This window comes from Bradyrhizobium sp. UFLA05-153 (genome assembly GCF_054185185.1).
In genome coordinates, this window is the sequence record NZ_JBBIAM010000034.1 from 1 (window position 1) to 21,988 (window position 21,988).

General features: G+C 65.3%; 21 protein-coding genes and 1 pseudogene. 10 read left to right on the forward strand and 12 right to left on the reverse strand.

Going from position 1 to position 21,988, the window contains the following annotated elements; genetic code table 11:
* Positions 1-127: 127 nt before the first annotated feature.
* On the reverse strand, positions 128-886 hold the full coding sequence (locus tag Q2941_RS21065; protein WP_027524323.1) for an SOS response-associated peptidase: 759 nt from the start codon (positions 884-886) through the stop codon (positions 128-130).
* A 63-nt stretch (positions 887-949) separates the two neighbouring features.
* On the opposite strand from Q2941_RS21065, the gene Q2941_RS21070 reads away from it, so the two are divergent.
* From Q2941_RS21070 to Q2941_RS21085, 4 genes are all read left to right on the forward strand, one after another.
* A complete protein-coding gene (locus tag Q2941_RS21070) occupies positions 950-1,450 on the forward strand; it encodes a hypothetical protein (RefSeq protein WP_458193615.1) in 501 nt (166 codons plus the stop codon).
* 10 nt (positions 1,451-1,460) lie between these two features.
* On the forward strand, positions 1,461-1,883 hold the full coding sequence (locus Q2941_RS21075; protein WP_458193616.1) for an NUDIX hydrolase: 423 nt from the start codon (positions 1,461-1,463) through the stop codon (positions 1,881-1,883).
* Positions 1,884-1,937: 54 nt separating this feature from the next.
* Positions 1,938-2,315, forward strand: coding sequence for a TIGR02301 family protein (locus tag Q2941_RS21080; protein WP_027524320.1), 378 nt, complete (start codon positions 1,938-1,940; stop codon positions 2,313-2,315).
* A gap of 311 nt (positions 2,316-2,626) precedes the next feature.
* Positions 2,627-2,893, forward strand: a complete 267-nt coding sequence (locus tag Q2941_RS21085) for a hypothetical protein (protein ID WP_027524319.1) — start codon at positions 2,627-2,629, stop codon at positions 2,891-2,893.
* 163 nt (positions 2,894-3,056) lie between these two features.
* Here Q2941_RS21085 and Q2941_RS21090 read toward each other — a convergent pair whose 3' ends face one another.
* The 5 genes from Q2941_RS21090 to Q2941_RS21110 form a co-directional block, all read right to left on the reverse strand.
* Entirely contained in the window at positions 3,057-3,374 is a 318-nt protein-coding gene (locus tag Q2941_RS21090) for a cupredoxin domain-containing protein (protein WP_027524318.1), read from the reverse strand.
* 10 nt (positions 3,375-3,384) lie between these two features.
* Positions 3,385-3,906, reverse strand: coding sequence for a DUF4142 domain-containing protein (locus Q2941_RS21095; protein WP_458193617.1), 522 nt, complete (start codon positions 3,904-3,906; stop codon positions 3,385-3,387).
* Positions 3,907-3,994: 88 nt separating this feature from the next.
* Positions 3,995-4,681, reverse strand: a complete 687-nt coding sequence (locus Q2941_RS21100) for an RNA polymerase sigma factor (RefSeq protein WP_458193650.1) — start codon at positions 4,679-4,681, stop codon at positions 3,995-3,997.
* Between the two features lie 69 nt (positions 4,682-4,750).
* Entirely contained in the window at positions 4,751-5,629 is an 879-nt protein-coding gene (locus Q2941_RS21105; protein WP_254107822.1) for a sulfurtransferase, read from the reverse strand.
* 199 nt (positions 5,630-5,828) lie between these two features.
* On the reverse strand, positions 5,829-7,163 hold the full coding sequence (locus Q2941_RS21110; RefSeq protein ID WP_458193618.1) for a dihydroorotase: 1,335 nt from the start codon (positions 7,161-7,163) through the stop codon (positions 5,829-5,831).
* A 103-nt stretch (positions 7,164-7,266) separates the two neighbouring features.
* Here Q2941_RS21110 and ygfZ point away from each other — a divergent pair, with 103 nt between their 5' ends.
* The 6 genes from ygfZ to Q2941_RS21140 all read left to right on the forward strand — a co-directional run bounded on the left by ygfZ (position 7,267) and on the right by Q2941_RS21140 (position 13,768).
* The gene (gene ygfZ / locus Q2941_RS21115) at positions 7,267-8,148 is read left to right on the forward strand and encodes a CAF17-like 4Fe-4S cluster assembly/insertion protein YgfZ (RefSeq protein WP_458193619.1); all 882 of its coding nucleotides are present in this window, start codon (positions 7,267-7,269) and stop codon (positions 8,146-8,148) included.
* On the forward strand, positions 8,145-8,771 hold the full coding sequence (locus tag Q2941_RS21120; RefSeq protein WP_027524312.1) for a DNA-3-methyladenine glycosylase I: 627 nt from the start codon (positions 8,145-8,147) through the stop codon (positions 8,769-8,771). Before ygfZ ends, Q2941_RS21120 begins: the two co-directional genes overlap by 4 nt.
* Positions 8,768-9,385, forward strand: coding sequence for a YfbR-like 5'-deoxynucleotidase (locus Q2941_RS21125; RefSeq protein ID WP_254107833.1), 618 nt, complete (start codon positions 8,768-8,770; stop codon positions 9,383-9,385). The genes Q2941_RS21120 and Q2941_RS21125 overlap by 4 nt, the downstream gene beginning before the upstream one ends.
* A gap of 134 nt (positions 9,386-9,519) precedes the next feature.
* Positions 9,520-10,026: a tyrosine phosphatase family protein gene (locus tag Q2941_RS21130; protein WP_027524310.1), complete on the forward strand. Its 507-nt coding sequence runs from the start codon at positions 9,520-9,522 to the stop codon at positions 10,024-10,026.
* Between the two features lie 22 nt (positions 10,027-10,048).
* Positions 10,049-11,017, forward strand: a complete 969-nt coding sequence (locus tag Q2941_RS21135; protein WP_027524309.1) for an NUDIX hydrolase — start codon at positions 10,049-10,051, stop codon at positions 11,015-11,017.
* Positions 11,018-11,062: 45 nt separating this feature from the next.
* The gene (locus Q2941_RS21140; protein ID WP_458193620.1) at positions 11,063-13,768 is read left to right on the forward strand and encodes a DUF2339 domain-containing protein; all 2,706 of its coding nucleotides are present in this window, start codon (positions 11,063-11,065) and stop codon (positions 13,766-13,768) included.
* Between the two features lie 3 nt (positions 13,769-13,771).
* Here Q2941_RS21140 and Q2941_RS21145 read toward each other — a convergent pair.
* The 6 genes and pseudogenes from Q2941_RS21145 to acuI form a co-directional block, all read right to left on the reverse strand.
* Positions 13,772-15,461, reverse strand: a pseudogene (locus tag Q2941_RS21145) (methyl-accepting chemotaxis protein).
* A 233-nt stretch (positions 15,462-15,694) separates the two neighbouring features.
* On the reverse strand, positions 15,695-17,665 hold the full coding sequence (locus Q2941_RS21150) for a methyl-accepting chemotaxis protein (protein WP_458193621.1): 1,971 nt from the start codon (positions 17,663-17,665) through the stop codon (positions 15,695-15,697).
* 166 nt (positions 17,666-17,831) lie between these two features.
* Positions 17,832-19,640, reverse strand: a complete 1,809-nt coding sequence (locus Q2941_RS21155; RefSeq protein ID WP_458193622.1) for a methyl-accepting chemotaxis protein — start codon at positions 19,638-19,640, stop codon at positions 17,832-17,834.
* Positions 19,641-19,845: 205 nt separating this feature from the next.
* The gene (locus tag Q2941_RS21160; protein WP_458193651.1) at positions 19,846-20,097 is read right to left on the reverse strand and encodes a DUF6894 family protein; all 252 of its coding nucleotides are present in this window, start codon (positions 20,095-20,097) and stop codon (positions 19,846-19,848) included.
* A 183-nt stretch (positions 20,098-20,280) separates the two neighbouring features.
* Positions 20,281-20,880 carry a hypothetical protein gene (locus tag Q2941_RS21165; protein WP_027524305.1) on the reverse strand — a complete coding sequence of 200 codons (600 nt, stop codon included), beginning with the start codon at positions 20,878-20,880 and terminating at the stop codon, positions 20,281-20,283.
* Positions 20,881-20,991: 111 nt separating this feature from the next.
* The gene (acuI, locus tag Q2941_RS21170; protein ID WP_458193623.1) at positions 20,992-21,978 is read right to left on the reverse strand and encodes an acrylyl-CoA reductase (NADPH); all 987 of its coding nucleotides are present in this window, start codon (positions 21,976-21,978) and stop codon (positions 20,992-20,994) included.
* Between the last annotated feature and the right edge of the window lie 10 nt (positions 21,979-21,988).

Sequence of the window (21,988 nt, forward strand, 5' to 3'; positions counted from 1 at the left end):
CGCCAACGCCGTCCTCAAGTCAGGTCAGCCCTGGAAAGGAGCTGCCATTGCTTGACAACCGACACGGTAGATCCCGGATCTTCGCTGCGCTCGTCCGGGATGACGACGGAGTAAGCGGCGTCGCCACCTAAAACAACGAGCCCTGCCCGTCATCGGCTGGCGCTGCAGCTGCTTTTCGCGCCACCTTCTTCGACTGCGGCGCCTCCGCCTCCATCTCCTCGGCGCTGATCGGCAGCAAAAGCTGCGCGTCGTCATTGGCGACGCGGTTGACGCGGGTGGAGACCGGGTGCCAGGCGAATTCGCCAATGCGCGGGGCGGCCATCAGCGGCAGGATCGCATCGACCTCGTCGCCGCGGCAGTCGAGCCATCGCTCGAAATCGTCAGGCGAAATCGTCACCGGCACGCGGTCATGCAGCGCGGCGAGATCCTCGCTCGCAGCCGCCGTGACGATCGCGACCGTGTCGAGCTCCTCGCCGTTCGGCCCGACCCAGGTCTCGAACACCGCGGCAAAGCCGAGCGGCTGCCCATCGGCGCGATGGATGAAATAGGGCTGCTTGCGGCCGTCCACCGCCTTCCACTCGTAGTAACCGTCGGCCGGAATCAGGCCGCGGCGCCGCCGAATCGCGTTCTTGAAGGCGGGCTTTTCCAGCACCGTCTCCGAGCGCGCATTGATCAGCAACGTAAAACCACGGGGATCCTTCACCCAGGTCGGCAACAGCCCCCAGCGCATGAGCTGGAAATGCCGCGCGCCCTTGTCGATGAGCACCACCGGAATCGGTTGTGTCGGGGCGACATTGTGCCGTGGCGGGAAATTCGGCTGCTCGAGATAGCCAAAGAGTTGCCGCAAGGCCGCCGGGGCCGAGGTTATGACAAAGCGTCCGCACATCCTTGAGGGCCTATATAGGTTCCGTTCAGCACCTTTTAACCCCGAACGTTAACACTGCGGCCGATGAGCTCAATGGTCTCCGATCCCGCGCGGACACATGTAGTGACGGGCCCCGAGGCGGCGGCCTGGGCTGAGCGGCTGCGCGTGGCCAACATCAACCCGCTGACCGGGCTTGCCACCGACTATCTGAACCATTTCAATGAAGCCGTCATGCTGCTCGAAATGGTCCCGGACATGCCGGAATGCGCCGAAGACTTCCTGACCTGGACGCCGCTGTCCTATGCCGAGCATTTCACGGCCTCGAACTTCAAGGCGCGCGATCTCGCGATCGAGGCCTATGAGAAGGCCGCCCCCAACGTGCGCGCCCAGTTCGACCACATCACCGACACCATGACCTCGATCCTGACCGCGGTCGGCTCGGCGATGCGCGAGGTCGAAAAGGATACGACGCGCGTCCGGCTGGCCGAGCAGGCCACCCTCTGGGTCAAGCCGCTGATCGCGGCGTGCGGCGGCATCATCAACGGCGGCGCGGAAGCCGACGTCGATACCATCATGTCGAATTGAGGCCGACGCCATGCAGCCGCGCCATCCCCAGCTCGCGGTCAGCGCCGCGATCTTCCGCGACGGCAAGGTGCTGCTGGTTCGCCGCGCCCGCTCGCCGGCCAAGGGCTTCTATTCGCTGCCGGGCGGCCGGGTCGAATTCGGCGAATCGCTGCACCAGGCGCTGGCGCGCGAGGTCGACGAGGAAACCGGGCTCGCCATCGACATCGTCGGCCTTGCCGGCTGGCGCGAGGTGCTGCCGTCGACCGGCGGTGCCGGCCACTACCTGATCATGTCCTTTGCGGCGCGCTGGACGGCCAGGGAGCCGGTTCTGAACGAGGAGCTCGACGATTTCCGCTGGCTCGCTCCCGACGCGCTGGGCAGCCTCGGCAACCTCAAGCTCACCGGCGGGCTGGACGAAGTCATCCAGGCCGCAAAGCGCCTGATCGGGTCCTGACGGCCCGTGTGGCCGCCTTGCGTCTGCCGCCCTTAAGGGGCATACACGCCGCCGATGTCCACGCGATTTCCGGCCGTTTTGGCCCTGATTCTGGCCTGCGCCGTCCTGCCCGCCCGGGCCCAGGACGTGGCTGCGCCGTTCGACGGCGATTTGCAGCGGCTGGCGGAAATCCTCGGCGGCCTGCACTATCTGCGCGGCATCTGCGGGGCCAACGAAGGCAACAAATGGCGCAACGAGATGCAGGCGTTGATCGACGCCGAAACCCCCTCCGGCGAGCGCCGCACCCGCATGATCGCCGGCTTCAACCGCGGCTATAACGGTTTTCAACAGACCTACCGGAGCTGTACGCCGGCCGCGACGGTAGCGATCCGCCGCTACATCGAGGAAGGTTCGAAGATCTCCCGCGACCTCACGGCGCGCTACGCGAACTGAATTGCCGCCGCCTTCAACTGCCAACCCTCATCCCTGCGGAGCAGGCGTCTCGAAGGATGTAAGGTCGAGCTGCATCAGCCGGGCCTGCATGGTTCGCCCGGCGATGCGAAGCATCGTCCGGAGACGCGCGTTCCGCGCCTCCTCACCATGAGGATTTGGCACTACCGGACGTGTCGCTGGAACAACTCATCCACATTGTTCACCTCCGTTAACCTTTCCTAAAGATGTGGCCTAGGCGGCGTTAATCTGCGTGCTACACCTCTCACGCAGCGCATCGCAGTGGATCGCGCCTCCAGCCTGTTCCGAGCTTCATGAGCATTCCCGTGTCCTACGCCCCCGCCCGCGCGCCACTGCCCGACCACGAGCAGAAGCAGGCCGCGCTCAGCTATCTCAACGAGGCATGGGCGGAAGCGCGCCATGACGGCGTCGACGGCGATTGTCTCGCGCAGGCGAGCCTGTTCGCCGCGCTCGCCGAGCTCGTCGGCACCTATGGCGAGGATGCGGTGGCGAAATTCGTCGAGGGTTTTCCCGCCCGCATTCGCAACGGCGAGTTCTCGGTCGGACTGGCGAAGCAGTAGCCAAAAATCACCCCGCCGGGAGAGGCGGGGCGAAGTCTAGGGATGAATGACCCCACGACAGGTCGCGATGGCTGTGCTCATGATCGCACGAAGGCGCGCGTCACGAGATAAGCAATAGTCCGCAAAGCGCCGGGGAGTTTTTCCCGATACCGACAAGAAAACGTCACGGCTCTACTTTGAGCGTCGCTTTCATGTTCGGATGGTAGCGGCAATAATACTCCACCGCCCCCTTCTTCTTCACGACGAACGTCGCCGATTTCTTCGCCGGCAGGCTCACGTCGAAATCGCCGTTGTTCGCCGTCGCCGTGTGCGCGAAGACGTCTTTGTTGACCCACTCGATGGTGTCGCCGACCTTCGCCGAGACCTCGGCCGGCGAGATCTCGAGATTCTCCATCGAGATCTGCACGGTCGCGGCGCGTGCCTGGACCAGCATCGACGCGAGCACGATTGCGATCATCGCCAACAGCCGTCCCGGCATCATCGCCTCCCGCCTATTTCAGCTCGGCCGCGACGTGCTCGGCATGCTGTTCATGGCCCTGGAAAATCTTCAAACCCGTCTGCAACAGCCCCTTCAGCTCCGCATTGTTCGCCGATGGAATGAGCTGGGTCTCGAGCGCGCCGTTGACCGCCTTGTGATAGGCGACCTCGTTCTCGACATAGGCCTTGTCGAAGGCCGCGCCGTTGAGCTTGCCGAGCTCGGCGAGCTTGTCGCTCGCCTGCTTCGACAGCGTGCGGCTGGTGTCGTTGTCCTCCGGCGTGACGTTCAGCTTCTTGACCAGCGCGAGCGCCTGCTTGTTCACTGCCTCGTGGTCGCGCACCATGTCCTGCGCGAATGCCTTCACGTCCTTGTTCTTCGCCTTCTTCATCGCCTGCTTGGCGGCGTTGATGTCGATTACGCCGGCGGTGTAGGCGATATGCGCAATCTGCGGATCAGTGGGCTTTGCGCCTTGCGCCAGCGCAGGGGTGATCAGAAGGGCGATCGTGGCGATGGCCGCGCTGCATCGGATGAACATGGCTTGACACTCCTGTGTTGCCGGTCGTTCCCGGCATATGACCTCACAGGCGTTGGATGGAGAATCGGCGCTGACGTTCCCGAGAAAATTACGCGCCGACGCCGAGCCGCTTCAGCACGATCTCGGTCAGGCGCTCGCAACGGTGACCTGCGAACGGGAACGCATCCATCACCACCGGTCCGATCTTCTTCTCGACATTTTCCCGCAGCATTGCGCGAGCCCGATGCAGCCGCGTCTTCACGGTCTCCGGTTTGACGCCGAGCAGATCTGCCGTCTCCTCGACATTCATACCCTCCATCACGCGCGCGATGAAGACCATGCGGAAGACATCGGGCAGTTCATCGACCGCGTGCTCGACGACGCGCTGGATTTCACGTTGGGCCATGGATTTTTCCGGATCGCCTGCGGCGGAGGACACGGGAAACTGGATGATCTGGGCTTCAAGCGTTGCCTCCGGCAGCGCGCCGAGCTCGACGTGCATCTTCCGGCTTCTCACCCGGCCGAGCGCCTCGTTGATGGCAATGCGCGACAGCCAGGTCGACAGGCCGGACTCGCCGCGAAAGCCGTCGAGATGCGTAAACGCCCGCACATAGGTCTCCTGCACCACATCCTCGGCCTCGCTGTCGTTGCGCAGGATGCCGCGAGCCAGCCGATAGAGCCTGCGATTGTTGGCCTGCATGATCGCGCGCAGCGCCGCCTCGTCGCGGGCACGGGCGCGCTCGACCAGTTCGGCCTCGGTCAGGCCTGTGGCTTCCGATATTGCAGTGCGACGGATGGCGGTCACGGCTCGTCTCCAGCTTTTCCGCACATTGGATGCAGGCCCGCCCAAAAGGTTCCCGCCAATCTACTCTTTGTCCGTCTCGATCGGCAGCCCGGGATCCCTGGCCCATTCGCCCATGGAACCGTCGTAGAGCGTGAGCTTGTCGTAGCCGAGCTGCGTCAGCATGAGGAGATCGATCGTCGCCGAGATGCCGCCGCCGCAATAGCAGATCACGTTCTTGTCGCGCGTGATGCCCTGGGCCGCGAACTTTGCTTCGGCATCGGCGAGCGCGGTCAGCGTCTTGTCGGCGGCATTGACGAGCGTTGCGGCCGGCACGTTCACACTGCCGGGAATGCGGCCGGGCCTGCCATAGCGACTCGGTTCCAGTCCGCGATGAAACTGTGGCCCGAGCGCGTTGACGATCATGGTGGAGGAATCGTCGATCCGCGCCAGCACGGCGGATTTGTCGACGAAGAAGCCCTCGCGCGGCGCGGCCTTGAATATCGTCTCCGGATAACCGCCCGGCGCCCCCTGCTCGACTGGTCGCCCTTCGGCCTTCCATTTGTCGAAGCCGCCGTCCAGCACGCGCGCATCGACGCCGAGCGAGCGCAGCATCCACCAGAACCGCGTCGCCCACATCATGCTGCCAATGCTGTAGAGCACGATCGTCTTGGAGGCATCGAGGCCGTGGCGGCCGAAGGCGGCCTCAAGCTGCGCGGTCGCCGGCATCATGAAGAGCGGACGTGCGGAGGTGTCGGAGAACTCGCCTTGCAGATCGAGGAAATCGGCGCCGGGAATGTGGCCGGCCGCGAACGTCTTGTCGCCGGGCACGGCGATGTACGGCACGTCGCTGCCCTGCGGCACGGGCTCGTTGTAGGTCGTGCAATCGTAGATGCGCAAGTCGGGCCGGCCGAGCATGGCGGCGAGCCGTTCGGTGGTGACGAGCGGTGCCAGTCGGGTCATTGGTGCCCTCCCATGCCTCCCTAGTGTCGTCCTGGCGAAAGCCAGGACCCATTACCACAGGATTGAGTTGTGGCGAACGAAGTTGGCCACCAGTCTTCATAACAACTTCCGGTCGGGGTTATGGGTCCTGGCTTTCGCCAGGACGACAGCGGAGAATGTTGCGCGCATCTGAGCGCAACGGCCGCCCTTCACCCAAACCCTACTGCTTCAGCGTCTCCAGAAACCGCACCGGCTCGCCTTGCGACGGCGCCACCAGCTCGCCTTGCCACATCACGCGCTTACCGCGGACGAAGGTGCCGACCGGCCAGCCCGTGACGCGCACGCCGTCGTAAGGCGTCCAGGCGGCTTTGGAGGCGATCCATTTGTTGGTGATGGTCTCGCTGCGCTTGAGGTCCACGATGGTGAAGTCGGCGTCATAGCCAGCGGCGATGCGGCCCTTGCAGGCGATGTTGAAGAGGCGCGCGGGGCCGGCGCTGCTGAGATCGACGAAGCGGGTGAGCGACAGCCGGCCGGCATTGACGTGGTCGAGCATCAAGGGCACCAGCGTCTGCACGCCGGTCATGCCCGAGGGCGAGGCCGGATAGGTCTTGGCCTTCTCCTCCAGCGTATGCGGCGCGTGGTCGGAGCCGAGGATGTCGATGATGCCCTGCTCGATGCCGCGCCAGATACCGGCGCGGTGATCGGCCGAGCGCACCGGCGGATTCATCTGGGCGAGCGTGCCGAGCTGCTCATAGCATTCGGGCGCGGACATGGTGAGGTGATGCGGCGTCGCCTCGCAGGATGCGACATCCTTGTGGTCGCGCAGGAACTCGATCTCTTCCTTGGTCGAGATGTGCAGCACGTGGATGCGCCTGCCCGTCTCGCGCGCGAGCTTCACGAGGCGCTGCGTCGCCATCAGCGCTGCGGCTTCGTCGCGCCACACGGGATGCGAGCGCGCATCGCCCTCGATGCGCATCGACTTGCGCTCGTTGAGGCGATATTCGTCCTCCGCGTGGAACGAGGCGCGGCGGCGGATCACCTGGAAGATGCGGCGCAGGCTGTCATCGTCCTCCACCAGCAGCGCGCCGGTCGAGGAGCCGATGAACACCTTCACGCCGGCGCAGCCCGGCGCACGCTCGAGATGCGGCAGATCCTGCACGTTCTCGCGCGTACCGCCGATGAAGAAGGCGAAATCGCAATGCATGCGGTGATGGCCGCGCTTCACCTTGTCGGTGAAATCGGCCTCCGTCACCGTGAGCGGCGAGGTGTTCGGCATCTCGAACACGGCGGTGACGCCGCCCATCACGGCGCTGCGCGAACCGGTCTCGAGATCTTCCTTGTGCGTCAGCCCCGGCTCGCGGAAATGCACCTGCGTGTCGATCACGCCCGGCAGGATGTGCAGGCCCTTGCAGTCGACGACCTCCGCCGCCGCGCCTTGCGCGAGCGATCCGATCTCCGCGATGCGGCCAGCCACAATGCCGATGTCGCGGACGCCCTCGCCGTCCTGATTGACCACCGTGCCGGATTTCAGGATCAGGTCAAAACGCTGGGTCATGGCTATCAGTCTCTCTCATCCCTCAGGCGCAGGGCTCGAGGCCTTGTCGTTTAAGCAGGGCGGGCTTACGTTCGAAGCCGGCATGTCGCAAGAGATTTTCGCAATGAAGGCAGCGTTTCTCCCCGATCGGGGAGTGGTCAAGGTCACAGGCGAGGACGCGCAGAGCTTCCTCAACGGCCTGTTCACCACGGATATTGGCAGGCTCAAGCCCGGGCTCGGCCGATTCGGCGCGCTGTTGACGCCGCAGGGCAAGATCATCGTGGATTTCCTGATCACGGAGGCACCCGCCGGCCATGGCGGCGGCTTCCTGATCGACTGCCCGAAGGCGCTCGCGGAAACCCTCGCCACCAAGCTGAAGTTCTACAAGCTGCGCGCCAAGGTCACTGTGGAAAATCTCTCTGATGATCTCGGCGTGCTCGCAGGCTGGGACGGCACGCCTGCCGCCCAGCCCGACCTGTCTTTCACCGACCCGCGCGACGAGCGGCTCGGGTTTCGCACCCTGATCCCCGCGGAACTCAAGGAGAAGCTCGCCGCGCTGATCGGTGCCGAGCTCGTCGAGGCGTCCGAATATGAGGCGCATCGCATTGCGCTCGGCGTGCCGCGCGGCGGGCTTGATTTCATGTATGGCGATGCATTCCCGCACGAGACCAACATGGATCGGCTCGCAGGCGTCGATTTCGACAAGGGCTGCTATGTCGGCCAGGAGGTGGTCTCGCGCATGCAGCATCGCGGCACCGCGCGCACCCGCAGCGTCAAGGTGCTGCTCGACGGCCCCTCGCCCGAGCCGGGCGCCACCATCCTCGCCGGCGACAAGCCGGTCGGCACCATCGGCTCGACGGCACAGGGCAAGGGCATTGCGCTGCTGCGCATCGATCGCGTCGCCGACGCGCTCGATGCCGGACAGACGCTGAGCGCCGGCGGGCTTGAAGTGAGACTCGCGGAACCCGATGTGGTCCGCATTCCAGCGAAACAGCCCGTCGCATGAGCCGCGCCGCTCGCCTGCATGCCGACGGCCTGACGCGTTGCCCCTGGCCCGGCGAAGATCCGCTGTATGTTGCCTATCACGACACCGAGTGGGGCGTGCCGGAATATGACGACCGCGCGCTCTATGAGAAGCTGATTCTCGACGGTTTCCAGGCCGGCCTCTCCTGGATCACGATTTTGCGCAAGCGCGACAATTTCCGCAAAGCCTTCGACGACTTCCAGCCGGAGAAGATCGCGCGCTACAACGCGAAGAAGGTCCACGCGCTGATGAACGATGCCGGCATCGTGCGCAACCGCGCCAAGATCGAAGGCACGATTGCGAGCGCAAAATCCTATCTGGAGATCATGGAAAAGGGCCCCGGCTTCTCGAAGCTGCTCTGGGATTTTGTCGACGGCAGGCCTCTGGTCAACAAGTTCAAGACCACGGCGAGCGTGCCGGCGTCGACGCCGCTGTCGGTGCAGATTTCCAAGGAGCTGTCCTCGCGCGGCTTCAAATTCGTCGGTCCCACCATCGTCTATGCCTTCATGCAGGCGACCGGCATGGTCAACGACCATCTCGTCGACTGCCATTGCCACGCGTCCTGCGGCAAGACGCAGCGCAAGCTTCGCCTCAAAGCCAAATGAAGGCCGGAAAGCGCGCCGCAAACGACGTGCAGTCCCGCGCCTGGCAGCGCATGCTGTCCGGCCGCCGCCTCGATCTGCTCGACCCCTCGCCGCTCGACGTCGAGATCGCCGACATCGCGCATGGGCTGGCGCGCGTCGCGCGCTGGAACGGTCAGACCACCGGCGCGCACATCTTCTCCGTCGCCCAGCACACGCTGCTGGTCGAAACCGTGATGCGCCACGAAAGCCCGCGCGTCGACCAGCGCCTGCGGCTCGCCGCCCTGCTGCACGATGCCCCGGAATACGTGATCGGCGACATGATCTCGCCGTTCAAGGCGGTGCTCGACGGTCACTACAAGGCGGTGGAGAAGCGCCTGCTCGGCGCCATCCACATTCGTTTCGGCCTGCCGGCGGCGCTGCCCGAGGAGATCACGCAGGCCATCAAGGCCGCCGATCGCGGCGCGGCGTATCTTGAGGCCACCGAACTCGCCGGCTTCAGCGAGAGCGAAGCCAGGCGTCTGTTCGGCCGCGACCCCGGCCTGCCCGAAACCGTCCTGCGCGACTATCTGACGCCGTGGACGGCCGCAAGAGCCGAGAAGCGGTTTCTGGAGCGGTTCAATGCGGTGTTTTCGTAGCGTAGGCTATTCGTAGGGTGGGCAAAGCGAAGCGTGCCCACCGATCAGTGCAAGGTGCAGCATGGTGGGCACGGCGCGTTGCGCCTTTGCCCACTCTACGGCGCCAGCTATAATCGGCTGCCAAAGGGAACGTCATGATCCACGTCTGCTCGCTTGCCGCCCTGCCCGAAACCGTTCGTCTCACCGGCGCCAGCCATGTGCTGACCGTGATGGCCAATGTCGAGCAAGTAGTGCGGCCGGTCTCGGTGCTACCGGCCAATCATCTGAAAGTCTCGATGGATGACATCACCGAGGAGCTCGACGGCTTCGTCGCGCCCTCGGAAGGACATATCAACCAGGTGCTCAACTTCGTTCGCGGCTGGGATCGCAGCGCGCCGCTGGTCGTGCATTGCTATGCCGGCATCAGCCGCTCCACCGCGAGCGCCTTTGCCGCAGCATGCTTGCTAAATCCGCATCGCGACGAGATCGAGATCGCGAAGAAGATCCGCGCTGCCTCCCCGATCGCCTCGCCCAACCGCCGCATCGTCGAGCTCGCCGATCGCGCGCTCCGCCGCGACGGCCGCATGCTGCGCGCGCTCGATGAGATGGGTCCGGGCGCGATGATGGTGGAGAGCCGTCCGTTCGTGATCGAGCTCGAATGACCACGCAAAACCCCTTTCCCGGATGAGCGACAAGCTGCTGACGCCGATCGAGATCGGCCTGACTGCCGCGATCGTCGCGATCGAGGACAATGAACCGCTGATCCTCACTGCGCGCGGCAGCGATGGCCTCGCGGGCCTGCCCTTCGGTCCGTTCGATGCGCTGACACATCGGACCTTCGAAATCGGCCTGCGCGCCTGGGTCGAGGAGCAGGCGGGCTTACGGCTCGGCTATGTCGAGCAGCTCTACACTTTTGGCGATCGCGGCCGTCATGCGGAGGCCGCCGATACCGGCGCGCATATGGTCTCGATCGGCTATCTCGCGCTGACCCGCGCCGCCGACAACGGCGTGCACGCGGCGGGCGCGACGTTCGCGCCGTGGTATCGCTTCTTCCCCTGGGAGGACTGGCGCGAGCAGCCGCCGGCGATCATCGCCCGCGACATCATTCCGGCGCTGACAAAATGGGCCGAGGAGGAAACGCCGGAGACGATCCGTGCGCTGCCGCGCAAGGATCGCGTGCGGCTGAATTTCGGCATCGAGGGAGCTAGCTGGGACGAGGAGCGCGTGCTCGACCGCTACGAGTTGCTCTACGAGGCCGGGCTGATCGAGGAAGCGCGGCGCGACGGGCGTCCTGCGGCATTAGCGCGCAAGGCGCTTCCTGCGCTTGGCCTCTCGATGCGGTTCGACCACCGCCGGATTCTCGCCACGGGCATTGCCCGGCTGCGCGCAAAGCTGAAGTATCGTCCCGTCATCTTTGAACTTTTGCCCGCCGAGTTCACACTCACGGAATTGCAGCACACGGTGGAGGCAATCTCCGGCCGACACCTGCATAAGCAGAATTTCCGTCGTCTGGTGGAAAGCGAGGCCCTGGTCGAACCGACCGGCGTGATGTCGACACAGACCGGCGGGCGGCCGGCAGCACTCTATCGCTTCCGCCGCGAAGTGCTCCAGGAGCGGCCAGCGCCCGGCTTGCGCGTCCGCTCCCGGCGCTAAGAGCATGTTACGCGGGTCGCTTTTCGCGACTCGCCTGGAGGCCTTATGTTCGACGCTCCGTTCGACGTCTTTGCGGTGATGATCGCAATCGCCGCCTTCCTTATTGCATTGAAAGCGTCCAACCAGGCGACCGACCTGCGCCGACGGCTGAGCGCGCTGGAAGCTGGCCTGCACACGCCGCGGCAGGTCCAGCCGCCGCCGCTCACGCCACAGCAGGAGATGGAGCAGACGCTTGCGGCTTCAACGCCGGGCACCGCCGAGCGGCCTGCGCCCGACGCCGAGTTGGCGCCGCCCCTCGTCGCCGATGAGGCGACACCGCCGCCCATCGACACGGACGCAGCTCAAGCCGCGCCACCGCCTCCGATGCCGGCTGCGGGGCCGGGTCTCGAAGAGCGCCTCGGCACCCGCTGGGTGGTGTGGATCGGCGGCCTGGCGCTCGCGCTCGGCGGCTTCTTCATGGTGCGCTATTCGATCGAAGCCGGCCTCGTCGGCCCCGGCGTGCGTGTGTTTCTCGGCGGCCTGTTCGCGCTGGGGCTGCTTGGCGCCGGCGAATGGACGCGGCGCAAGGAGAGCATCGCCGACATCCAGGCGCTGCCGATCGCCAACATCCCCGCGATCCTCACCGCGGCCGGCACGGCGGTGGCGTTTGCGACGGTCTATGCGGCCTACGCGCTGTACGATTTCCTCGCGCCTGCGACCGCCTTCGTGCTGCTCGGCCTCGTTGCGCTCGGCACGCTCGCGGCGGCGCTGCTGCACGGGCCGGCGCTCGCCGGCCTCGGCGTGGTCGGCGCGTTCGTCACGCCGATCCTGGTCTCCTCCAACAAGCCGGACTACTGGGCGCTCTACATTTACCTCGCGATCGTCAGCGCGGCGAGCTTTGGCCTCGCGCGCATCCGGCTGTGGCGCTGGCTTGCGGTGACCACGATCGTCTTCGCGCTTCTGTGGACTTTCCCGGGTCTCGACCTCGGAGCGACACTCGCCGCCCCGCATGCCTTCCATGTGATCGCGGGCTTCGTGCTCGCCGCCCTGCTGGTGGTCTGCGGCTTCATGTTCGGCCCGACCATCGACGACGGCCAGATCGAACCGGTGTCCTCCGGCTCGCTCGCCGCCTATCTGTTCGGCGCGACGCTGATCGTGCTGTCGAGCGCGCATGCCGATCTGGCGCTGATCACGTTCACCCTCCTCGTTGCCGGAACGTTGTTCGTCGCCTGGCGCGCGCCTGCGGCGACCGGCGCACTCGGTGCGGCGGCAGCGCTCGTCTTCATCGTGTTCGCCGAATGGGCCGTGCGCGCAAACCCCGACATGCTGGTGCTGCCGGGCGGCCCGCTGCCCGGCATCGGACCGACCGCGACCGACAGTTCGGTGTGGCTGCACCTCGTGATGGCCGCAATCTTCGCCGTGGGCTTTGGCGGCGTGGGCTTCCTCGCACAGGGACGCTCGACCTCCGCGATCATCCCCGTCGTGTGGTCGGCGGCGGCGACCTTCACGCCCGTTGCGCTCCTGGTCGCGCTCTACGCCCGCATCGCACATCTCGACCGCTCGATCCCGTTCGCGATCCTCGCCGTGCTGCTCGCCGCCGCTTTCGCGGCCGCGACCGAAGCGCTCTCACGGCGCGAGAACCGGCCGGGCCTTGCGATCTCGATTGCCCTCTTCGCCACCGGCACGCTCGGCGCGCTGGCATTGGCGCTGACCTTCGCGCTGGAGAAAGGCTGGCTCACGATCGCGCTGGCGCTGATGTCGCTGGGCACCGCCTGGATCTCGATCCAGCGGCCGATCGCCTTCCTGCGCTGGCTTGCCGCGATCCTGGCTGGCATCGTCACCGCGCGCATCGTGTACGACCCGCGCATCGTTGGCGATGCCGTCGGCACCACGCCGATCTTCAACTGGCTGCTGTGGGGCTACGGCGTGCCGGCGTTGTCGTTCTGGGCGGCGAGCAGCTTCCTGCACCGCCGCGGCGACGACGCGCCGCTGCGCATGGTGGAAGCCGCCGCGATCCTGTTCACCGCGCTGCTCGCCTTCATGGAAATTCGTCACTTCGCCACCGGCGGCGACATGACGTCGCCGCCGTCGCTGCTCGAATTCGCGCTCCAGGCCTGCGTGACGCTCGCCATGGCGATCGGGCTGGAGCGGCTGCGGCTGAGGAGCCTCAGCATCGTGCATAATGTCGGCGCGGTCGTGCTTACGGTGATCGCCGGGCTCATCAGCGTGTTCGGCCTTCTGATCCTGGAGAATCCGTGGCTATTCAGCAGCATCGATGTCGGCGGCCTCGTGTTCAACCTGCTGCTGCTCGGCTACGCGCTGCCGGCAGTGCTCATGCTGCTGCTGTCCTATGCGGTGGCAGGACATCGTCCGACCGCCTATGCCAACACGATTGCCGGCGGCGCGCTGGTGTTCGCTCTCGCATATGTGACGCTGGAGATCCGCCGCTTCTATCACGGACCGGTGCTGCTCTATGGCGCGACAACGGGCGCCGAGCAATACACCTATTCGATCGGCTGGCTCGGCTTCGGCGTGGTGCTGCTCGGCGTTGGCCTCTTGGTCAATTCGGAGCGCGCGCGGCTCGCCTCCGCTGTCGTGATCGCGCTGACGATCCTGAAAGCCTTCGTCATCGACATGTCGACGCTGACAGGCGTCTGGCGCGCACTGTCGTTCATGGGGCTCGGCATCGTGCTGGTCGCGATCGGCTGGCTCTACCAGCGGATCCTGTTCCGCCAGCAGGCGCCGCCAGCCGTGACGCAGACGAGCGCGTGACGGTCAGGCCGCGCGCACCGACTCCAGGAAGCTCGCGACCTCAACCTTGAGGCGCGTGCTGTCGGAAGCAAGCGATTTCGCGGCCGACAGGACCTCTGTCGAGGCCGAGCCGGTCTCGATCGCGCCGCGCTGCACGTCGGTGATGTTGGAGGAGACCTCCTGCGTGCCGACCGAGGCCTGCTGCACGTTGCGTGAAATTTCCTGCGTGGCGGCGCCCTGCTCCTCGACGGCCGCGGCAATCGCCGACGACACCTCGGACAGCCGCTCGATGGTGCCGGCGATCTCCTTGATGGCGCCGACGGACTCCTGCGTGGCCGTCTGAATGCCCGAAACCTGGAGGCCGATTTCCCCGGTCGCCTTTGCAGTCTGTTCGGCGAGCGCCTTGACCTCGGACGCCACCACGGCAAAGCCACGGCCTGCTTCGCCGGCGCGCGCGGCTTCGATCGTCGCGTTCAGCGCCAGCAGGTTGGTCTGGCCCGCGATGGTGTTGATCAGCTCGACGACGTCGCCGATGCGCGCGGCCGCCTGCGACAGCGCGTTGACGCGCTCGTTGGTGCGCGCCGCCTGGTCGACGGCCTCCGCCGCCATCCGCGCCGATTCCTGCACCTGCCGGCTGATCTCGGTGATCGACGAGGACAGCTCCTCCGACGCCGACGCGACGGACTGGACGTTGGTGGACGCTTCCTCGGACGCCGCCGCAACCACGGTCGCGAGTTCCTGGCCGCGCTGCGCGGTGCCGCTCAACGTGCTCGCGGACGCCTCGAGCTCGGTCGAGGCCGACGACACGGTCTCGACGATCTCGCCGATCACGGTCTCGAAATTGCGCGTGATGCCGTCGACGCGGCGAGCCCGTTCGATCTTGGCCTCGGCGTCGCATGCCGCCGCCTCGTCGGCCGCTTTTTTCGCGATCAGCGCTTCCTTGAAGATCTGCAGCGCATCGGCCATCGATCCGATCTCGGTCCGCGCGCCCCGATGCGGGACTTCGGCCGAGAGCTCGCCATTGCCGAGCGCCTGCATCGGCCGAACGATCGAGGCGATGCCGCGCGAGACATCCTGCACCAGGAAATAGGCGGCGGCGACCGCGATCAGCACCGACGTCACGATGATGCCGAGCAGAACGCGGAAGGTGATGGTGTAGCTGTCGGCGGCCTTCTTCGTCTCCGCCTCGGCGCCCTTGTTGTTGAGCTCGATGTCCTGCTGGAGCAGCGGATCGGCGGCCTGCGCCATCTTGGCGACCTTGGTCTGCAAGAGCTCGTTGGCGTCAGTCGGGAAGTGGCCGACGCCCTTGCGTCGACAGCGTCATCACCTCCTGCACGCCATTCAGATATTCGGCCCAGGCTCTGCTCCACTGGTCATAGAGAGCGCGCTCTTCGGGCGAGGTAATCAGGGGCTCATAGCTCTTGCGCGTCGTCTCGATGCGATCGCGCAGCGACGCCATCCGCTTCTCGGCGGCGTCCTTGCCCTCGGCGCTGTCCTGCATCAGGTGCAAGCGCAGCGCGACCCGCAGCTCGTTGATGTCGGCGCGGAGCGATCCCAGCGCGCGGACGCTGGGCAGCCAGCTCTCGGAAATCTCGACCGTATGCGCATTGATGGCCTGCATGGTGGTGATCGCCATGATGCCGACACCGGCGAGCGCGAGCACCAGAGCGCTCAACACGGTCAATATTTTCAATCGGATCGAGAATTTCGACATCGCAATAATCCCGGCAGATGGACGTTACCCAGTGCGGACGCAGTCGCTACCGCCGCGATCGGGAAAACAGACGATCGGACGGTGCTTGGTTCAACAATGCTGGCTGGTTCTCTTTGGGTAGAAGATGCACCTTGAGTTCCAAGCCTCGGTTAATTTGAAACCCCGTACTAATACGGAACCGATCAATCATCGATTTCTGTGCAACCTTTAGACGTTTCTTTGCATGCCTCCCGCTATGCAGCCCGTACGGAGTCGAGGAAGCGCGCGACTTCGCTCTTCAGCCGGTTGCTTTCCAGCGACAACGATTGCGCCGACGCGTGAACCTGGGCGGACGCAGCGCCGGTCTCGCCGGCGCCGCGCTGGACGTCGCTGATATTGGCGGAGACCTCGGACGTACCGTGCGCGGCGTGCTGGATGTTGCGTGAGATCTCCTGAGTCGCGGCGCCCTGCTCCTCGACCGCCGCGGCGATGGTCGCGGCGATCCCGAACATCCGCGCGATGGTGTCGCCGATCTCCCTGATGGCGCCGACGGAGTCATCCGTCGCGGTCTGGATCGCGCCAATATGCTGGCTGATCTCGCCGGTCGCCTTCGCGGTCTGCTCGGCGAGCGCCTTCACCTCGGTCGCGACCACGGCAAAACCCTTGCCAGCCTCGCCGGCCCGCGCCGCCTCGATCGTGGCATTGAGCGCCAGCAGGTTGGTCTGGCCGGCGATGGTGTTGATCAGCTCGACGACGTCGCCGATGCGGCTCGCCGCCTTGGTCAGTTCGGCGACGCGCGCGTTGGTGCGCTGCGCCTGCTCGACCGCGGCATCGGCCACACGCGCCGATTCCTGGACCTGGCGGCTGATCTCGGTGATCGAGGAGGTCATTTCCTCACTTGCCGAGGACACCGACTGCACATTGGCGGAAGCCTCTTCCGAGGCCGCGGCGACCGCGGTGGCAAGCCCGTTCGAGCGCTCGGCGGCCCGCGTCAACGTGTTGGACGAGGCTTCGAGCTCGGTCGCCGCCGACGACACCGTCTCGATGATCTCGCCGACCGCGCCCTCGAAACCGTCGGCGAGACGCTGCATGTCCGCCTTGCGCGTCTCACGCTGCCGCGCTTCCGCCTCGAGCTGCTCGGTGCGCAGCCGCTCGGCCTCCGCCATATTGTTGCGGAAGACCTCGACCGCGCCGGCCATCTCGCCGATCTCGTCCTTGCGTCCGAGGCCCGGCACGGTGATCGAGAGCTCGCCACGCGCAAGCCGCGTCATCGCGCTCACCATTGCCGAAAGCGCGCTGGAGATCGAACGGCCCAGCAGGAATCCGACCACAGCCAGCAACAGTACCGTGACGCCGAAGGTGACCATCATCCACAGCCGTACCGCATCGCGCGTTGCGGCCTCGGCGGCATCGGCCTCCTTATAGGTTCGATCGACGGCGCTGCGGACGTCGATGATCAGCGGCTCGAGTTCGCGAAACGTCTTCATCATGCTCGCGTCATAGGCCGCGCTCTGTTGTGCCGCCTCGGCCCAGTTCGAAAACTCCGATTGGTATTTCTGCAGCTTGGCCGTGATGTCGGCCATGACGGGGGCCGGCACGGCCGCGGCCTCCATCGCCTTGGAGAATTCGGATGCAGCCTTCTTCAGCTCGGCGATATATTTCGGGTCGCGCCGCAGCATGAAATCCTTTTCATGCCGCCGCATCATCAACATCCAGCTCGTCAGCCGCGGATTGTCGATCTCCTTCAGCTTGGCCTCGATCTCATGCACGGCGGCGCGCAGCGAGCCGGACAGGCCGAGATTCTCATTGAGGCCGAGCTTGATCTCGCTCGCGACCAGCGCGGAAAAATCAGCCGCATAGCGCTTGAAGCCAGCCTCGGCCTGCTGGGTCTTCTCCGACAGCGCGCTCATGCCGCCGGCCGACATCAAGCGCTGCAACTCGTCGAAATCTCTCGTGATGGGTCCTATCAGCTCCGCATGGGCCTTGGCGTAGCTCTCGTTCCTGCGCTGCTGAAAGTTCTTCTCGTTGCGCCGTGCCTCGAGCAGCTCGATCGAGAGCTGCTTGTTGAGGTCGGAGATCATCCGGGCGCGGTTCGCAACGATGCGGGAGGCGTCCTGCGACCGGCTGCCGATCTCGTAGATCGCGCCAAACGCCATGAGACCGACGAGCCCGAAAAGTCCGATCGCCATCACCTTGTGGGTGAGGCGGATGGAGAGGCCGCTCATGAATGTGCTCCGAAACGCTCGAGGTGCAAATGACCGAAAAGGACAGGGTTGGTGACCGGAATGTTGCGGGGATGATGCCTGCTTCGCTTTTCTGGAAAGTTAACCGTGCGGCTTTTTCATCGCGGCATCGCACAACGCAAAACCGCCGCGGCTTGCCCGCGGCGGTTCAGACGAGATCAGGGCCTCGGAAGGCGGCGATTGGTGCGGCGAGGCTGACAGCCGCGCGACCCGCGCCGGCGGCATAGGCCGCGCGCACGGTATCGAGGAATTTTCCGACTTCGAGCTTGAGCCGGTTGCTGTCGCCTGCGAGCGACTGCGCGGCCGCCAGCACCTGCGTTGAGGCCGATCCGGTCTCGCCCGCTCCGCGCTGCACGTCGGTGATGTTGGATGACACCTGATGTGTGCCCTGCGCGGCCTGCTGCACATTGCGCGAGATTTCCTGCGTCGCTGCGCCCTGCTCTTCCACTGCGGCCGCGATGGTCGAGGAGATCTCCGACAGCTTCTCGATGGTGTCGCTGATATCGCGGATGGCGTTGACCGATTCTTGCGTCGCCGTCTGGATGCCGGAGATCTGCTGGCCGATCTCGCCGGTCGCCTTCGCGGTCTGCTCGGCCAGCGCCTTGACCTCGCAAGCCACGACGGCGAAGCCGCGACCGGCCTCGCCGGCGCGCGCCGCCTCGATGGTGGCGTTGAGCGCGAGCAGGTTGGTCTGGCCCGCGATGGTGTTGATCAACTCGACCACGTCGCCGATACGGGTGGCCGCCTTGGACAATTCGCTGACGCGCTCGGTCGTGGTGCGCGCCTGGCCGACCGCCTCGTTGGCGACGCGCGCGGACTGCTGCACCTGCCGGCTGATCTCGGTGATCGACGACGACAGCTCCTCCGTCGCAGAGGCCACCGACTGCACGTTGGTGGAAGCCTCTTCAGACGCCGCTGCGACCATGGTGGTCAGCTGCTGTGCGCGCTCCGCAGTGGAAGTGAGCGTCGAAGCCGATGCTTCGAGCTCGGTCGCGGCGGAGGACACCGTGTCGACGATCTCGCCGACGGCGGCTTCGAAGCCGCTGGCGAGTTTGTGCATCTCGGCCTTGCGCTGAGCAGCGGCGATCTGATCCTGCCTGGTCTTGGCCTCGGCCTCCTCGCGCGCCTTCTGCTCGGACACGATCTTGAATTTTTCGACAGCCGCGGCGACGCCGCCGACCTCGTCCTTGCGACCGAGCCCCGGCAGCACCACGGAGAAGTCGCCACCGGCGAGCTTGTCCATGGCCACCGTGAGCGCGCGGATCGGCCGAGCAATCGTCAGGAAGGACATTAGCCAGGAGCCGAACAGGACAAGCGCGGCACAGACGCCGACCACAGTTCCGATATGTTCGCTGGACGCCATCTCCTGCACCGAGCCGGCGATCTCCTCCTCGCTCCTGTGCCTGGCGAAATCGGCGATCTGGCCCGCCAGCACGTCCGTTTCGGCAGCGGTCGGCAATGTGACTTCGCGCGCGATGCGCATGCTCTCTTCGGTGAGCTTGGCGACACGGGCGGCATCTGCGCCGGTCGCGGCGATCATCTCACTGCGGATCGAGGCGATCTGCTGGGCGCCCTTGAAATAATCTGCGGAGAGGTTCTTGAGCTTTTCGATCCGCGCTCGGTTTTCCGCAGACCGGGACAGCTTGAGCATCGCATCCACGACGTTGCCGAGCGACCTTGAGCGCTCGACCAGCGACTCGCTCGCCTTTTGCAATTCGCCTGCATTGTTGGCGAGCCGGATGTCCCGGACGCTGAGCTGCATGCTACGCGCCCCAAGCTTGGCTTCGACGGCGTCCCGCGCCAGCTCCTGCTGCGCGAAGGCGGCTTCGTTGGAACGACGCACATTGCCATTGCCGACGAGCTGGCTCGCGATCATGGCGACCACCAAAAGAATACCGAACGCCGACGTCACCGCCAGCTTGGTACCGATCCGCAAATTCTGAACAAGGCTCAACATGGACACGTTTCCCGGACAGGCGCGGTCGAGTCATTGTCGGCCGCTCTCGGCGTTGTTCGCCCTTGCTTAAGAACTGAGCGCCGGGAATTCCGATTTGGTTAACAACACGCTCCGTGGAACTACTGAGATTTGACAAAAAACACTTGAAAACCAGCACGTTTCACGCGCTTAACCGGTTAACCACACGCGGCAGTATGCGAGGCTTCTAGCTGGCAAAGCCGCATGCCTTCGGGCTCTCACCGACCAGGCTGATGCGAAAAACGAGCTGTTTGTTTTCGTCGAGGAGATCCATGTGCCATTGCGCGTTGGGCTTCAGGCCGCGTGCGATGCTACCGACGAGGTTCGCGCAGACCTCCGTCATCTCGCTCCAGGCCGCCGCGCGATCCTCGAATTCATAAGCGTGATCGGATGCCCCGGAATAGCGTCCGGTGCTGATCCAAAAGTAATACAGCGCCATCGTCGAACCTTCTTGTCGAGCCGCTGCCTGCCGGCCGTCACGCAAGGCTGTGGCGCGAACAGCTACCAAGGCATGAAAACCGCCGCCCGTATGACTACGGCGCGGCGGCGAACACAGCTCGTCAGGTTTCAACGATAACGGCGCGGAAAGCACACGCGCCTGGCAGGCAAGGGCTGGCAAGGCTCAGTCGGTCGAGCGGCGCAACTCGAGCGGGCCCTCATTCTTCGGCGCTTCGGGCTTTGGTCCCGACTTCACTGGCTCGATGCGGCCAGTCTCGACACGCGGCGTCTCGACACGCGCGGCGACTTCGGTTGAGGATGCGCTGACCGAGCCAGTCGTGCGCGGCGCATGCGGCGATCGCGGCCGCGCCACCGCGCGCGCCATCAGCATCTGATTGCCACCCTGGTGGTGGAAATCGCAATAGGCGAAGCCCATGCCCGAGACCGAGCCGCGGAAGCTGCGATCATCGGTCTTTTCAAGGTTGAAGCAGGGTTCGAATGGAATGCCCTTGATCGAGGCGCAGACGTTCTGGCCACGGATCTGGAGCGTGTTGCCCGGCAGGCGAAGGTGGCGGACCGGGCCTGCGCCCGAGAACTGCACGGCGCCTGCGGCGCCGAGATCGTCGAGAATGCGGCCTGCCCCGCGGGTCCCGTCAAAGCAGGTGAAGGCGAACACCTTGCCGGCGACAAACCGGCGCGCCTCATCGGCATTCATGCTTCCAGCAACGGCCGGCACAATCGCTGCTGCCGCCGTAACGGCCCCCAACACAAAACGCGCAAGCATGCTCTTACTCCGACAACCCCAGTAGCGGGCAAGCCTGATCCCTTTACCCGCTGCTTACCATACTAACCGTGGCGACATTGAAGCAGCTTGGTTGGTAAAGTCTGAACGCCGTTAGAGAATTTTTACCACGATACGGCCGCGGACCTCACCGGCGAGAATCTTCGGTCCCCACTCGACAATTTGGTCGAGCGGAATTTCCTTAGTGATTTCAGTGAGTTTCGTCCGATCCAGATCGGACGCCAGGCGCTGCCAGGCAGCCTTCCGCGGCGCAATCGGGCACATCACCGAATCGATGCCGAGAAGGCACACCCCGCGCAAAATAAACGGCGCGACCGAGGACGGCAGGTCCATGCCGGCGGCAAGCCCGCAGGCGGCAATCGCTCCGCCATACTTGGTCATCGACAAGAGATTGGCGAGCGTGGTCGAGCCGACGCTGTCGACGCCGCCGGCCCAGCGCTCCTTGGCGAGCGGTTTTGCGGGCGCGGACAGTTCGTTGCGGTCGATCACCTCGGCCGCTCCCAGCTCCTTTAGATAGCTCGCTTCCGCTGCGCGACCGGTGGAGGCGATGACGTGGTAGCCGAGCTTCGACAGCACGGCGGTTGCAACCGAGCCGACGCCACCGGCCGCGCCCGTCACCACCACGGGGCCGCTCTTCGGCGAGATGCCCTGCTTCTCCAGCGCCAGCACCGCGAGCATCGCGGTGAAGCCGGCGGTGCCGATCGCCATGGCATCACGCGCCGACAGGCCCTGCGGCAGCGCGACCAGCCAATCGCCCTTCACCCGCGCCTTCTCGGCATAGGCGCCGAGATGCGTCTCGCCCATGCCCCAGCCGGTGCAGACGACCTTGTCGCCCGCCTTCCACTGTGGATGAGAGGAATTTTCGACAGTGCCAGCGAAGTCGATGCCGGCGATCATCGGGAAGCGCCGCACCACTGGCGCCTTGCCGGTGAGCGCGAGGCCATCCTTGTAGTTCAGCGTAGACCATTCGACGCGCACGGTGACGTCACCGTCCATCAGCTCGGCTTCGTCGAACTGCGTCAATGCGGCGGTGGTGCCCTTGTCCGCCTTGTCGATCCGGATCGCCTTGAACGTTGCCACGGCAAAACTC